Source organism: Nocardioides kongjuensis, from assembly GCF_013409625.1.
Lineage (GTDB): Bacteria > Actinomycetota > Actinomycetes > Propionibacteriales > Nocardioidaceae > Nocardioides > Nocardioides kongjuensis.
On the sequence record NZ_JACCBF010000001.1, the window covers coordinates 1,265,594 to 1,279,270 of the forward strand.

Consider the following 13,677-nt stretch of genomic DNA (forward strand, 5'->3'; position numbering starts at 1 on the left):
TCAGGCCGCGCGGTCGATCTCGGCGAGACAGGCTGCCCCGATCATCTGGCCCCAGCGCTCCGCCCGCTCCTCCTCGCCGGACAGCAGCGGCCCCCTGGTGCCGTCGACGAGGAATGCCACGGGCTTGCGGATCAGGCGGAAGCCGCGGCGGTGCAGGAGCCGAGCGGCGGTGGTGCCTGCAGCCAGCGGCCAGCGGCGTACCTTCGCGGCGCGGGTGTCGAACACCGCGGCCAGGCTGGTCCCGAACCGGTCGGGGCCGATGAGCGGGATCCACTCCCGGGCACCGACCTTCGCCCGGTCCGGCGGCGCACCCTGCCGGACCGCATCGGCCCTGCTGCCGGGCCGACTGAGCGAGAAGGCGTGCGTCGGGGCGCCGAGCAGCAGGAGGTCGACGTCGACCGGTCCCGTCGACGCCACGGACGTCACAGGCACGCTGTGCGCCTCGAAACCGGCCGCCCGCAGTCCGCGCACGATCGCGCGCGCCACCCGGGCGGTGTTGTCGAACAGCGACTCGTAGACCACGAGCGCGCTCGGGTAGTCCCGACTCATGTCGGCAGGACGTCGGTCGGCTCGGGCACGACGGCGACGGTCGTGTGCGCCCGCTCGACGACGGCGGTGGCGATCGAGCCGGTGACCAGGCGCCCGACGGTGTCGAGGGGATGGCGCCCGACGACGACCAGGTCCCAGGCGGCCGTGCGACCGCCGAGCACGTCGTCGACCAGCCCGTGGGTGACCCGGAGGGTGACCGGGACGTCGGGGTACTTCTCGCCGAACCCGGCGACGGTCTCGGCCAGCAGCAGGTGGGCCTCGTCCTCGGGCCCCAGGTCGACGTCCTCCACGCGGACGTTGCGAAGGCCCGCGACGGCGGCGACGACGTCCCACACGCAGTGCACGACCGTCAGCGCCTGCCCCCGCAGGGATGCCTGCGTGAAGGCGAAGTCGAGGACGGCGAGCGAGGACTCGGTGCCGTCGACGCCGACGAGCACGCCCTTGCCGCGGTGCTCCTCGGCTCGCGGTCGGCACACGACGACCGGGCAGTAGGAGAGCCTGCTGACGGTGGCGCTGACCGATCCCAGCAGCATGCTGCGGACGGTGCCGCGTCCGCGGGAGCCGAGGACCACCAGGTGTGCGTCGTGGGAGAGCTCGACCAGGGCGCCACGGGGGTCGTCGGCGGCGGTCAGGCCGGTCACCTCGACGTCGGGCGCGACCTCGCGTGCCAACCGGACGGCCTCGGCGTTGATGCGGTGGACCGCACCCTCGTCGGCGCTCAGGACGACGAGGGGGCGGCGTTCGAGCGTTGCCTGCTCCGCCGCCCAGGCGATGGCGCGGGCGGCGTGCTTGGAGCCGTCGGCACCGACGAGGATGCTGCCCGGCCGGATCGTCTCGCTCATGGCGGGCCTCAGCTCTCGGCCGGCGCGTCGGCCTGCGGTACGACGGCCACCGTCGTGTGCGACCGCTCGACGACGGAGGTCGCCACGGCGCCGGTGACCAGGCGCAGCAGCGAGTCGACCGGGTGGCGGCCCACGACGATCAGGTCCCAGACCGCGCTGGTGTCGCTCAAGCAGTCCTCGGCCATCCCGCGGGCGAGGCGGAGGTCGACCGGCACCTCGGGGAACTTCGAGGAGATCCCCGCGACGCTCTCCCCGAGGAGCACGCGGTACTCGTCCAGACCGGTCTCCCGCGGCGAGACCATCACGGGACCGTGCACCGCACCGATCTCGTCCCACACGGCGTGCACGACGGTGAGGGGGAGGCCCGTCAGCGAGGCCTGCTGGAAGGCGAACTCGATGACGGGGAGCGACTCGGGCGTCCCGTCCGCTCCGACGAGGATGCCCTGCTGGGCCCGGTCGCCGTGGCGCTGGGGGCGGCACACGACGACCGGGCAGCCGGCGTCCCTGCTCACCGCGGCGCTGACCGAGCCGAGCAGCTTGCTGCGCAGGACTCCGCGGCCGCGGGAGCCCAGGACGAGCAGGGGGACCTCACGGGAGATCTCGACGAGCACGTGCCGGGGGTCGCCGATCCGGGCCGCGACGGTCACGTCCAGGCCGGGGTGCAGGTGCAGGGCGACGTCGGCGGCCTCCTGGGCGAGCGCACGGGCACTGACGAGTGCCTGGGCCGGGTCCCACGAGTAGACGGCACCCATGCCGCTCCAGGCGGCGGTCGGGACCTCGGGGCCGTGCACCGCGGTGACGACGGTCAGTGGCCGCCGCTCGAGGAAGGCCTGCTCGGCGGCCCAGTGGACAGCGCGGTCGGCGTCGTCGGAGCCGTCGGTGGCCACGACGATGCTGTTCGCGGCGACGGGGTCGATGGAGTCAGTGGTCATGGGTCCAGCGTCGTCCGGCGCGGTCGGCCCCGGTACGGGCCGATTCCCCGGACGCGGCGGGACCTTCGGCCTGCTGCTCCAGACGGACCGTGCGGTCGACGAGGTCGAGGCCCGCGGTGCCATGGGTGATCCACAGCACCGATCGCCCACGCTCCCCGGCGAGCAGCTCGCGGGCCAGCGCCTGTGCCGTGGGGTGGTCGAGGTGCGCGGTCGGCTCGTCGAGCACCAGGACGGGCTGCTCGGCGAGCAGGGAGCGGGCGACCCCGAGGCGCGCCCGTTCGCCGCCGGACAGGCCACCGTGGCCTGTCCCGAGCCAGGTGCCCAGGCCGTCCGGCAGGCCGTCGAGCCACTCACCCAGGTGGGCGCGCCGCACGGCGTCCTCGACCTCGGCGTCGCTCGCAGCGGGACGGGCGAGGCGGACGTTCTCGGCCACGGTGGTGGCGAACACGTGAGGGGCGTCGTCGACCAGACCGACCTGGCGTCGTACGTCGTCGGGAGCGAGGTGCTCCAGGTCGGCACCGCCCAGCCTGGCGTCGCCTGTCGCCGCGTCGAGGAAGCGCAGCAGGACGGCCGCGAGGGTGCTCTTGCCGGACCCGGAGGGGCCGGTCAGGGCGATCCGCTCACCGGGCGCCATGGTGAACGTGACCGGAGGCGTGAGGGGAGCGCGCAGGTCCCAGCGTGCGGTGACCGCGTCCAGCGCGACCGTGTCCCCGTGCGAGGCGGTGCGGCTGGGGAAGTCGGCGACCGCCGGTCGGGTCGTCTCGAGTGCCCGCAGGCGGTCGTCGGCCGCGGACGTCCGTGCGGCCAGGACGCCGGCGTCCGCGCAGGGCAGGGCGACGTCGGCGAGGGCCAGCGGGACGAGGACGAGCAGCGCCATGACCGGACCGGAGATCCGCCCCTCCGCCAGCGGACCGGCGCTCACCAGCGCCATGGTCGCGACGGCGGCACCGCTGCCCAGCAGGACGAGGCCCCGCGCGGTGGCGAGCCAGCGGGCCGTGGAGCTCGACACCGTCCCCATCCGGGCGCTGGTGCCGGCCGCGTGCCCGGCCGTCGGGAGCGCTCGCTGCCACATGCGCAGCTCGCTGCCGACCTGGACCGCCTCGACGACGGTGTCGGACAGGGCTGCGCGGAGCCCGACCAGGCGGCTCTCCGCCGCGCGGGCTCCGCGGCGCGCCAGGAGGAAGGCGATACTCCCGGCGAGCGGGACGCCGGCCGCGACGAATCCCGCCACGGGCAGGAGGAGCCCCGCCAGCAGGGATGCCAGCAGGCCGACCAGACCGAGCTGGACCAGGGGCATCCGGACCCGGAGCTGCCGGTCGACGACGCTGTCGACGTCGTCGACGACACTGCTCAGGACGTCGCCCCGGCGGCGGCCGAGGCGACCGGGCACCAGCGGCACCAGGGCGTCGTAGACCTCCACCCGGCGTCGCGCCAGCAGGCGCAGCGCCGCGTCGTGCGACCAGAGGCGCTCGACGTAGCGCAGCACCGGCCGCGCGAGGCCGAAGGCGCGCACGCCGACGACCGCCACGAGCAGCGTGAGCACGGCAGGTCTCGTCGAGGCCTGCACGATCAGCCAGCCCGCGGTCGCGGTGAGGGCCACGCCGGAGGCCGACGCGAGCGCGCCCAGGACGGTCGCGCCGAGCAGACCGCGGCGTTCCGCACTGCCGGAGCCGGCGGGCTCGGGCGGTGGCGGAACAGCTGCCGCGCGCACCACCGCCGGGGGGCGAGGGCCCGGTGTCGCGCCGGGCGGTGGCAGGAGCTCGATGCGCTGTTGCGCCAGGTCGACCAGTCGCGGTCGGTGCGCCACCACCACGACGCCGCGCGTGCGGGCCAGGGCGACGACGGTGTCGGCGATCACCTGCTCGGTGAGGTCGTCGAGGTGGGCCGTCGGCTCGTCGAGGAAGACCCACGGGCGGTCGGCGAGCACGACCCGGGCCAGCGCCAGACGGGCTCGCTCGCCGGCCGAGAGGGTCACGCCGTCCTCGCCGAGCGGGGTGCCGAGCGCTTCGGGAAGGGCGCGGACGCGTTCCTCGAGGGCCACCTCGCGCAGCACCGTCCACAGGTGGTCGTCGGTGGCCGAGGGGAAGGCGATCCGCAGGTTGTCGGCGATGCTGCCGGCCACGAACTGCGGTTGCTGCGGGAGCCACGCGACCTGGGACTGCCAGGCCGGGCCGCCAACCGGTCGGCCGCCCGCAGCGACGGTGCCGTCGTCGAGTGGCACCAGACCGGCCACGGCGGCGAGCAACGTGGACTTGCCGCACCCGGACGGGCCGGTGAGCGCCGTGATGCCGCGGGGCGGGATCAGCGCCGAGACGTCGCGCACGGCGGGCGTCGCGCGGCCGGGCCAGGTGACGGTGAGGTGCTCGAGGACGAGCGGGCAGTCGGCCGGAGCCGCCCGGTCGAGGGAGCTCTGCGGTGTCGCGGACAGCACGTTGTGCACGGCAGCGAAGGTGGTGGCGCCCTCCGCGGCAGCGTGGAACTCCGCGCCGACCCGGCGCAGCGGCCAGTACGCCTCCGGTGCCAGGAGCAGTACCACCAGCGCGGTGGGCAGCCCGAGCCCGCCGCCGGCGAGCCGGACACCGACGGTCACGGCGACCAGCGCGACCGAGAGGGTCGCGACCAGCTCCAGGACCGCCGAGGACGCGAACGCGATCCGCAGGGTGCGCAGCGAGGCGCGCCGGTAACGGTCGGTGACCTCGGCGATCCGCGCGGACTGGGCGCGGGCCCGGCGGTGCGCGACCAGGGTGGGCAGGCCGCGCACCACGTCGAGGAAGTGCCCGGAGAGCGAGGCCATGGCCCGCCACTGCTCCTCGGCGCGGTCGCGGGTCGCGAGGCCGACGAGTGCACCGAAGACCGGCACGAGCGGCAGGGTGGCGAGCACGATGACCGCGCTGAGCAGGTCCTGGGTGGCGATCGCCACGATCGTCAGGGGAGGCAGAACGGTGGCGACGACGAGGGCGGGTACGTATCGCGTCACGTAGGGCTCGACAGCGGCGACCCCCCGGGTCGCGAGGACGGCCTCCTCGCCGGTGCCGGCGGTCGGACCGGCCCGGTCGACGTACGTCTGGACCAGGCGGTGGCGCAGGACCGTCCCGACCACCGAGGCGGCCCGTGCCGCGCACAGGTCGGCCGCCGCGCCGCTCGTCGCCCTCAGCAGGAGCACGCCGACCACGGCGAGCGCCCAGCCCGATAGGTCCTGTCCGCGCAGCACGGCGACGAGGAGCCCGGTCACGACCCACGCCTGGGCGAGGACCACGAGACCGCCGGCCACCCCGGCGACGACGACACCGGCGAGCTCGGCCCGTGCCGGCGCCAGGAGGGCGCGCAGGCGCGGGTCCGACGGCCTCATCGGACGCTCGCGCTCTCGGCCGCCGCGGGGATGTGGTGGGTGGCGATCCGCTTGCGGAACACCCAGTAGGTCCAGCCCTGGTAGGCGAGGACCAGCGGGGTGAACACGACCGCGGTGACGGTCATGATCTTCAGCGTGTACGACGTCGCGGCGGCGTTGGTCGTCGTCAGGCTCGCTCCGCCGGCCAGCGTGCTCGGCATGACGTCGGGGAACAGGGCGAGGAACATCCCGGCGACCGCCAGCGCGATCGTCACGAAGGTGCCGGCGAACGCCCAGCCCTCACGCCCGACGCGGGCGGCGAGACCCGCGCCGACCAGTGCGAGCGCGGCGAGCACGAAGGCGACCGCGGAGCCGGTGGTGCCCGTCTGCTGCTGGGTCCAGGTCAGGAACGCGACGGCCAGCACGGCCGTGACCGCGACCGAGGGGACCGCGAGGTTGCGCGCCCGGTGCCGGATCTCGCCGTCGGTCTTGAGGGCGACGAACAGGGCGCCATGGGTGACGAACAGGGCCAGCGTGGTCAGGCCGCCGAGGAGCGCGTAGGGGTTGAGCAGGTCGAAGAACCCGCCGGCGTACTCGAAGTCGCTGTCGATCGGCACGCCGCGCAGGATGTTGGCGAACGCCACGCCCCACAGCACCGACGGCACGAGCGAGCCGACGATGATCGCCAGGTCCCAACGGGCCTTCCAGCGGGCGTCGGGTCGCTTGGCGCGGTACTCGAAGGCGAGTCCGCGCACGATCAGCGCGATCAGGATGAGCAGCAGCGGGAGGTAGAAGCCGCTGAACAACGTGGCGTACCACTCCGGGAAGGCGGCGAAGGTCGCGCCACCGGCGACCAGCAGCCAGACCTCGTTGCCGTCCCACACGGGGCCGATGGTGTTGATCATGACGCGTCGCTCGGTGTCGTCGTGCGCCAGGACCGGCAGCAGCAGCCCGACGCCGAAGTCGAAGCCCTCGAGGGTGAAGTAGCCGATCCACAGGACGGCGATCAGGACGAACCAGACGGTGGTGAGCTCCATGGGTGTGTCTCCTCGCGAGCGCTCAGTAGGCGAAGGCGAGGGGACGGTCCTCGCCGGTGTCGGTCGGTACGTCGGGCGGCAGCTCCTCGGCGCCCTTGCGGATCCACGTGAGCAGCAGGCGCACCTCGACGACCGCCAGCACCCCGTACACCGCGGTCAGCGACAGCAGGGAGATCCAGGCCTCGGTCGTCGTGAGCCCGGGGGAGACCGCGCGCTCGGTCGTCATCAGCCCGAAGACCGCCCAGGGCTGGCGTCCGACCTCGGTGAAGATCCAGCCGAAGGCGTTGGCGAGCAGGGGCAGGAACGGGAGGGCGAGCGTCGCCGCGAGGACCGATCGGCCCTGCGGGGCCCGGTCGTTGCGGGTCGCCCACAGCGCCCAGGCGGCGACGGCTGCGCCGGCGATGCCCAGACCCATCATCAGGCGGAACGTCCAGTAGGTGAGCGGGATGACCGGCGTGTAGTCGCCGGGGGAGTAGTACGCGGCGCCGGGGTCGGTGCCGTAGGTCTGCTCGTACTTCGCGCGCAGGTCGTTGATGCCCTCGACCTCGCCGTTCGGCGTACCTGTGGCCAGGAAGGACAGCAGGCCCGGGATCTTGACGGAGAAGGTCTCGTGCTCGCCGTCGAGGGTGCCCAGCTGGAAGACGGAGAAGTCGGCCGGCTGCTCGGTCTCGTAGAGGCCCTCGGCCGCGGCCATCTTCATGGGCTGGACCTCGGTCATGATCTTGCCCTGCACGTCGCCGCTGACGAAGACGCCGAGCGCGGCCACCAGCACGAGCCAGGCGCCGGTGCGGACCGCGGGGCGGTAGACGTTGCGGTCCTCGTCGGTCCGGGCGCGGCGCAGGTGCCACAGCGCGACGCCGAGGACGAAGGCGGCGCCGGTCATGTAGGCCGACAGCACGACGTGCGGGAACGTGACGAGCTGGACCTTGTTGAGGAGGACGGCGGCGAAGTCGTCCATCTCGGCGCGGCCGGTGTCCGGGTTGAACGCGTAGCCGACCGGGTGCTGCATCCAGGAGTTGGCGGCGAGGATGAAGTACGCCGAGAAGAGGGTGCCGACGTGGACGAGCACGATGCAGGCCGCGTGCAGCCTGGGCGAGAGCCGGTCCCAGCCGAAGATCCACAGCCCGAGGAAGGTCGACTCGAGGAAGAACGCGAGCAGCCCCTCGACCGCCAGGGGGGCGCCGAAGACGTCGCCGACGAAGCGGGAGTAGTCGCTCCAGCTCATCCCGAACTGGAACTCCTGCACGATGCCGGTGACCACGCCGATCGCGAAGTTGATCAGGAACAGCTTGCCGAAGAACTTCGTCAGCCGCAGCCAGCGCTCGTCCCGGGTCCGCAGCCAGGTGATCTCGTAGCCGGCGATGATCGCCGACAGGCCGATCGTGATGGGGACGAACAGGAAGTGGTAGACGGTCGTGATGGCGAACTGCCACCGCGCGATGTCGGTCGGGTCCACGGGTTCTCCTGGCAGGGTCGGGAGTGGCGCGCTGGGGCAGGCGCCCGGTGCCGACCACGCTAGGAAGCGGCACGGGCCCGGCCCTACGGCCGGATTGCCCGCACGGAGGGGACCTTTGGCCTCCCGGACTCCGCGGCCACGTCGGTGAGGGCGGCAGCGCCGCGCCGGGTGAGCACGCCCAGGACCGCGCCGGCGGCGGTACCGGTGACGGTGCCCAGCGCGACGACGAGCGGCGTGGGCCAGTCGGCGGCCGGCAGGCCGGCGCCGAGGAAGATGACCGGCATCGCCACGGTCCAGCCGACCGTGCTGCTCGCGACCCAGCGCCAGGGCCGGGCCGCCTGCCGCCGCACCGCCGCGGCTTGTGCGGTCCCCAGCAGTGCTCCTGTCGTGGCGCCGAGCGCAGCTCCACCGGCCACGACGAGCAGCAGGGGCGGCGGCGTGCCACCGCCGGGGCCAGCGAGCGTCGCGGGAGCGGATCCAGCGGCCCACGCCAGCCCGGCGACCAGGACGGTCGCGGTCGTCCACCGACGGGCCGCTGCGTCGCCGAGGCGCCGACGGAGCACGACCGACTGCAGGACGCCGAGGGACGTGCCCTCGACGAGACCTCCGGCGACCACGACCGCCAGCCCCCAGCCGGGCGCGACGTCACGGACGTCGGTGAGCCAGGTCGCGAGGCGGGCGGCCCCGGCAGCAGCGGTGATGCCGACCGCCTCGGCGAGCGTGCAGGCGCCCAGCCAGGTGGGCCTCATCCCACGAAGACGTCCCGCAGCGGGCGGCGCGGCGTTCGGGGCAGGTCCCGGCGGCCGATGGCCTGCCAGCCGACCCGGAGCAGCAGGTGGGGCTCGAACCGGGACGTGAGCACCGTCCTGGCGATCTCGTGACGGGTGCTCTCGACCTCGATGGGCTGGGTCATCGGGACGACCGACATGCCGGCGCGCGTGGCCTCGAGCCAGAGGTCGCTCATCGCCTCGCCGGTGCGCAGCCAGCTGCCGACGTCGTCGCCGTCCCCACCGAGGGCGATCACCCGTTCGCCACCGTGGATGACCAGACGGGTGTCCTCGAGCACTCCCGGTCGGAAGCGGGACCGGGCCTGGAGCGGGTCCGGGTCGTCCGGCAGCAACTCCAGCGGGATCCCGTCCGGACCGCCGCGGTCGATCCACCGGTCCTGCTCGAGCAGGCGGCGGCCCTCGACCTCGAGGAAGCTGATGGCGCGGTTCGCGAGCAGCTCGAGCCGGAACCGGGCGGCATCGCTGGTGACGGCCTCGGCCCGGGCCCCCCACAGGCCGGCACGACGACATAGGTCGTCCAGCCGGTCGGGCGGGACGGGCCACGCGGTGAACCGGCGCCGGTCGGTGCACCGGGTGCGCAGCAGGTCGATGTCACCGCGGGCCACGGCGTGGTGGACCGTGCGGGACACCACGATCCGGGCGAGGACGGTGTCCGGGGCTCCCGCGGGCAGCCGGTCGACGGAGGTCTCCCAGCCCAGGGCGCGGGCCGCGAACTGCAGGTGGTGCAGCGCTGCGCCGCAGCTCAGGGTGAGGTTGCGTCCACGAGGATCCTCGGCAGGCAGCCGACGGCGCAGGTCGGCCTGCAGCTCGAGCACGCCGTCGTCGTGGCGCCACAACCAGGGCTGGGTGTTGTGGACGCTCGGGGCCAGGCACGCCAGCGACACCAGGCGCTCGACGACGGCGGCCGGTGCTCGCTCCGTGCGCGTCCCGAGTCGGTTCGTCATGGCTGTGTCCCCCTCGTCCTTCACTGGACCTCCACGCTGCCGGATCCGCTCCGTCCGCAGCAGGGCACAAGGTCCTCAAGTCGCGGGAGCGCAGTCCTGCCCCAGCAGCCTCCGAACGGGACTACCGTGGGTCAGGTGAACGACGACGCTGCCCGGGAGGGCGCCCAGCAGATCCGGGTCTACCTGCTCGACGACCACGAGATGATCCGGCGCGGGATCCGTGACCTGCTCGAGAGCGAGGGCGACATCGTCGTCGTCGGCGAGTCCGACTCCGCCGCGGAGGCGGCGCGCCGGATCCCCGCCCTGCGCCCCGACGTCGCGATCCTCGACGGCCGGCTGCCCGACGGGTCCGGCATCGACGTGTGCCGCGACGTGCGCTCCCAGGACCCCTCGATCAAGGCGCTCATCCTGACGTCGTACGACGACGACGACGCGCTCTTCTCCGCGATCATGGCCGGCGCGGCCGGCTACGTGCTCAAGCAGGTCCGCGGCAACGACCTGCTCGACATCGTCCGGCGCGTGGCCGCCGGCCAGTCCACCCTCGACCCGTCGGTGACCGCGCAGGTCCTCGACCGGATCCGGTCGGGTCCGCCGGTCAACAAGGAGCTGGAGTCGCTGACGGACCAGGAGGGACGCATCCTCGACCTGATCGGTCAGGGCATGACCAACCGCCAGATCGCGCGGGAGCTCCACCTCGCCGAGAAGACGGTGAAGAACTACGTGTCCTCGCTGCTCGCGAAGCTCGGGATGTCCAGCCGCACGCAGGCCGCGATCTTCGCGGTCAAGCACCCGCCGCGCTCGAGCTGACGATCCGCCGTCCGGTCAGGGAGCGGACCGTGATCCGCATCCCGAGCAGTCGTGACCCGGTTGCCCACGGCCGGGGCCCGTCGGACGGGCGCTCCTCCCTCTCGCACCGTCCGCGGACCAGCACGCTCCATCCCTCGTGACGCTCCTCGTCGACGTCGTCGACCTCGAAGGCCACCTCCCGGCCGACGCAGTCACGCGCCATCAGGGAGTAGGGCGTGGTGCGCAGCAGGACGGTGTCGCCGTCGACGGCGAAGTTGACCGGGACGACCGACACTCCCTGGACGCCGGACCAGGCCACGCGGCCCACGGGGCGCGAGCGGAGGAGGTCCCAGCACTCGTCGTCGGACAGCACCACCAGCCGGCCCGGCCGGACATCGGACGTCGACATCGGGACCACCTCCTTCTCGGGGACGTCTCCATCGTCGTGCCGCTGGGGACCGGCGGACAGGTGCGCGGGTCCCGGAGATCGAGGGTCCTTCGGCCCGGTCCGGGAGTAGCCTCTGCGTCGTGGAGGGAGTGGAGCCCGCGCGGCCGGTCGACCTGGGGGCAGTGGAGTTCGAGGAGCTCGTGCGGGAGGTCCTGGACCGGATGCACGGCGCCCTCGACCAGCAGGCGAGGCTGCAGCTCCTCCTCGACGCGGTCGTCACCATCTCGGCCGACCTGAGCCTCGACGGCGTGCTCTCGCGCATCGTCGCGATCGCCAGCCGCCTCGTCGATGCGCGCTACGCCGCGCTCGGCGTGCTGAGCGCGGGCCGCCAGCGCCGACTGCGGACCTTCGTGCACCACGGGATCTCCGCAGACCTGGCCGCCGAGATCGGCGACCTGCCGACGGGACACGGGCTGCTCGGCCTGATCATCGACCGTCCTGAGCCGCTGCGGCTGCACGACATCGCCGAGCACCCGGCGTCGTACGGCTTCCCCGAGCACCACCCGCCGATGAGCTCGTTCCTCGGCGTCCCCGTGCGGATCCGCGACCGCGTGTTCGGCAACCTGTACCTGACCGAGAAGGCGGGCGGCGGGGACTTCACGGCCCAGGACGAGGAGATCGTCGTCGCGCTGGCCGCCGCTGCCGGCGTCGCGATCGAGAACGCCCGGCTCTACGAGGAGACCACGACCCGCGAGACCTGGGCGCTGGCGACGGCAGCACTCGGCGCCGCGCTGGCGGACCCGGACCCGGCCGAGGACCCGGTCGCCGACCTGGTGGCGCAGGCACGGGGCCTGGCCGGGGCCGACGCTGCCTGGGCCGAGATCACCGCGGAGGACGGACAGCAGCAACCCCTCGCCCACAGTGGTTCCGACGGACGCGGAGACGGTGGTCCGGTGCTCACGGTCCCGTTCGCACCCTCGGCAGGGACGACGGGAACGCTGTCGCTGGCGTGGTCGCCCGAGCACGAGGACCGCTACCACGCCCTCGACGCCAAGCTGGTCGCGGCGTTCGCCGAGCAGGCGGCGCTGTCCCTGCAGCTGGCCGAGGCACGAGAGGACCAGCGCCGGCTGGCGGTGTTCGAGGACCGCGACCGGATCGGCCGCGACCTGCACGACCTGGTCATCCAGCGGCTCTTCGCCGTGGGGCTGGGCCTGCAGGGCGCGACGCGCCTGGTGCAGCGCCCGGAGGTCGCGGCGCGCATCGAGCAGGCGGTCGACGACCTCGACGCCACCATCAAGGACATCCGGCGTGCGATCTTCGGCCTGAGCTCGCTCGAGTCGGACGGCGACGTCCAGGCCGAGGTGACCCGGCTGGTGGACCGGGCCGCAGCGACCCTCAAGTTCCGGCCGTCGCTCAGCTTCGAGGGCCCGGTGCGGACCCTGGTGCCGGACGAGGTGGTCCCCGACCTGCTGGCGGTGCTCGCCGAGGGACTGTCCAACGCGAGCCGGCACGCCGAGGCGACGGCCGTGCAGGTGGTGCTGGAGGCCGGCGACGAGGTGGTGCTGACCGTACGTGACAACGGACGAGGAATGTCGGGCGCCGTGGCCGAGAGCGGCCTCGCCAACATCCGGGCCCGCGCCGAGCAGCGTGGGGGCAGCCTGACCGTCGAGACCGGCGCGGGTGGCGGAACGGCCCTGGTCTGGGCCGTGCCGACGCAAGGGAGCGCTACTCGACCGTGACGGTGCGGGTGTCGGTCATGGGCGTGCCGCCCTCTCCTCCGGACGGGTCGTCCTCCTCAACCTGGACCACGTAGCGCCCGCGGGTCAGCGCGACCGTGAACGAGTACGGCGCGAACCGCTGTCCCTCACTCGTCATGGCTGAGCCCTGCTGCACGACGGTGCCGTCCGCCGACAGGACGCGCCAGGACAGGTGGGCCTCGAAGACCGCGGCCGTGCCCTCGACCGTCAGGGGTGAGGAGACCACGGCATCGTCGCCGGGACTGTCGACCTGGACGAGCATCCGTACGTCGAGCGGTGGTTCCCGGCGCACCGGCCGGTCCCAGACCAGCACGCCCCACAGCTCGCCGGCCGGACGGCCCTCGATGAGCAGCTGGACGGGTTCCGTGCGGCCGAGGACCTCGGTGACGGTGTACACGAGCTGCTGGACCATCCGCGCGGCGGCCTCGGACCCGGCGTTGGCGCGCCGGGCCTCGCCGGACAGGTCGACCTCGACGACACCCGCCGCACGCCGCACCGCGAGCACCCGGGTGTCCGGCGCCCAGGTCGACGTGTAGTCCGGGTCGTTCGGCCCGGCGATCATGGCCTCGACCGCCGCCGTGGCGGGATCGGCGCCGGTGAGCACCCGTCGCTCTCGCGCCAGGCGTACGCCGGCCCGGGTGTCGATGAGGAAGTACACGAACGAGCTGACGGCCGGGGCAGGGCTGGTCGTGGGTGGCGTCGGGGTGGTCGGCGGTGTGACGCTGGGCGACGACCCGCTCGGCCCGCTGGTCGTCGGCGCGACCGGGCCTGCGTCCGGCTCGCCGGCGCACCCGGCGAGCAGGACGAGCGCAAGGGCGAGCCCGGACAGGCCGTGCCACCACGGCGGGGAGGCGGATGAGTGGTTCACGG

12 protein-coding genes are annotated in these 13,677 nt (G+C 73.8%); 2 read left to right on the forward strand and 10 right to left on the reverse strand.

Going from position 1 to position 13,677, the window contains the following annotated elements; genetic code table 11:
* From BJ958_RS06005 to BJ958_RS06040, 8 genes are all read right to left on the reverse strand, one after another.
* A complete protein-coding gene (locus tag BJ958_RS06005) occupies window positions 1–549 on the reverse strand; it encodes a flavodoxin family protein (protein WP_179726001.1) in 549 nt (182 codons plus the stop codon).
* Window positions 546–1,391 carry a universal stress protein gene (locus BJ958_RS06010; protein ID WP_179726002.1) on the reverse strand — a complete coding sequence of 282 codons (846 nt, stop codon included), beginning with the start codon at window positions 1,389–1,391 and terminating at the stop codon, window positions 546–548. The genes BJ958_RS06005 and BJ958_RS06010 overlap by 4 nt, the downstream gene beginning before the upstream one ends.
* 8 nt (window positions 1,392–1,399) lie before the next feature.
* A complete protein-coding gene (locus BJ958_RS06015) occupies window positions 1,400–2,323 on the reverse strand; it encodes a universal stress protein (protein ID WP_179726003.1) in 924 nt (307 codons plus the stop codon).
* Window positions 2,313–5,672 (reverse strand): thiol reductant ABC exporter subunit CydD, encoded by a 3,360-nt coding sequence (cydD, locus tag BJ958_RS06020; RefSeq protein ID WP_179726004.1) that lies wholly within the window; start codon window positions 5,670–5,672, stop codon window positions 2,313–2,315. Before cydD ends, BJ958_RS06015 begins: the two co-directional genes overlap by 11 nt.
* Window positions 5,669–6,688 (reverse strand): cytochrome d ubiquinol oxidase subunit II, encoded by a 1,020-nt coding sequence (cydB, locus tag BJ958_RS06025; protein ID WP_179726005.1) that lies wholly within the window; start codon window positions 6,686–6,688, stop codon window positions 5,669–5,671. Before cydB ends, cydD begins: the two co-directional genes overlap by 4 nt.
* Before the next feature lie 22 nt (window positions 6,689–6,710).
* The gene (locus BJ958_RS06030) at window positions 6,711–8,144 is read right to left on the reverse strand and encodes a cytochrome ubiquinol oxidase subunit I (protein WP_179726006.1); all 1,434 of its coding nucleotides are present in this window, start codon (window positions 8,142–8,144) and stop codon (window positions 6,711–6,713) included.
* Window positions 8,145–8,227: 83 nt separating this feature from the next.
* Window positions 8,228–8,893 carry a hypothetical protein gene (locus BJ958_RS06035; protein WP_179726007.1) on the reverse strand — a complete coding sequence of 222 codons (666 nt, stop codon included), beginning with the start codon at window positions 8,891–8,893 and terminating at the stop codon, window positions 8,228–8,230.
* Entirely contained in the window at window positions 8,890–9,876 is a 987-nt protein-coding gene (locus BJ958_RS06040; RefSeq protein ID WP_179726008.1) for an Acg family FMN-binding oxidoreductase, read from the reverse strand. Before BJ958_RS06040 ends, BJ958_RS06035 begins: the two co-directional genes overlap by 4 nt.
* 135 nt (window positions 9,877–10,011) lie before the next feature.
* Between BJ958_RS06040 and BJ958_RS06045 the strand changes: the two genes are divergently transcribed.
* Window positions 10,012–10,683, forward strand: a complete 672-nt coding sequence (locus tag BJ958_RS06045) for a response regulator (RefSeq protein ID WP_179726009.1) — start codon at window positions 10,012–10,014, stop codon at window positions 10,681–10,683.
* On the opposite strand, the gene BJ958_RS06050 is transcribed toward BJ958_RS06045, so the two are convergent.
* Window positions 10,658–11,071 (reverse strand): pyridoxamine 5'-phosphate oxidase family protein, encoded by a 414-nt coding sequence (locus tag BJ958_RS06050; protein ID WP_179726010.1) that lies wholly within the window; start codon window positions 11,069–11,071, stop codon window positions 10,658–10,660. The two genes, BJ958_RS06045 and BJ958_RS06050, sit on opposite strands and share 26 nt — an antisense overlap.
* Window positions 11,072–11,190: 119 nt before the next feature.
* On the opposite strand from BJ958_RS06050, the gene BJ958_RS06055 reads away from it, so the two are divergent.
* On the forward strand, window positions 11,191–12,789 hold the full coding sequence (locus BJ958_RS06055) for a GAF domain-containing protein (RefSeq protein WP_179726011.1): 1,599 nt from the start codon (window positions 11,191–11,193) through the stop codon (window positions 12,787–12,789).
* Here BJ958_RS06055 and BJ958_RS06060 read toward each other — a convergent pair.
* Complete coding sequence (locus BJ958_RS06060) at window positions 12,776–13,675, reverse strand: GerMN domain-containing protein (RefSeq protein ID WP_179726012.1); 900 nt, start codon at window positions 13,673–13,675, stop codon at window positions 12,776–12,778. The two genes, BJ958_RS06055 and BJ958_RS06060, sit on opposite strands and share 14 nt — an antisense overlap.
* Window positions 13,676–13,677 lie beyond the last annotated feature (2 nt).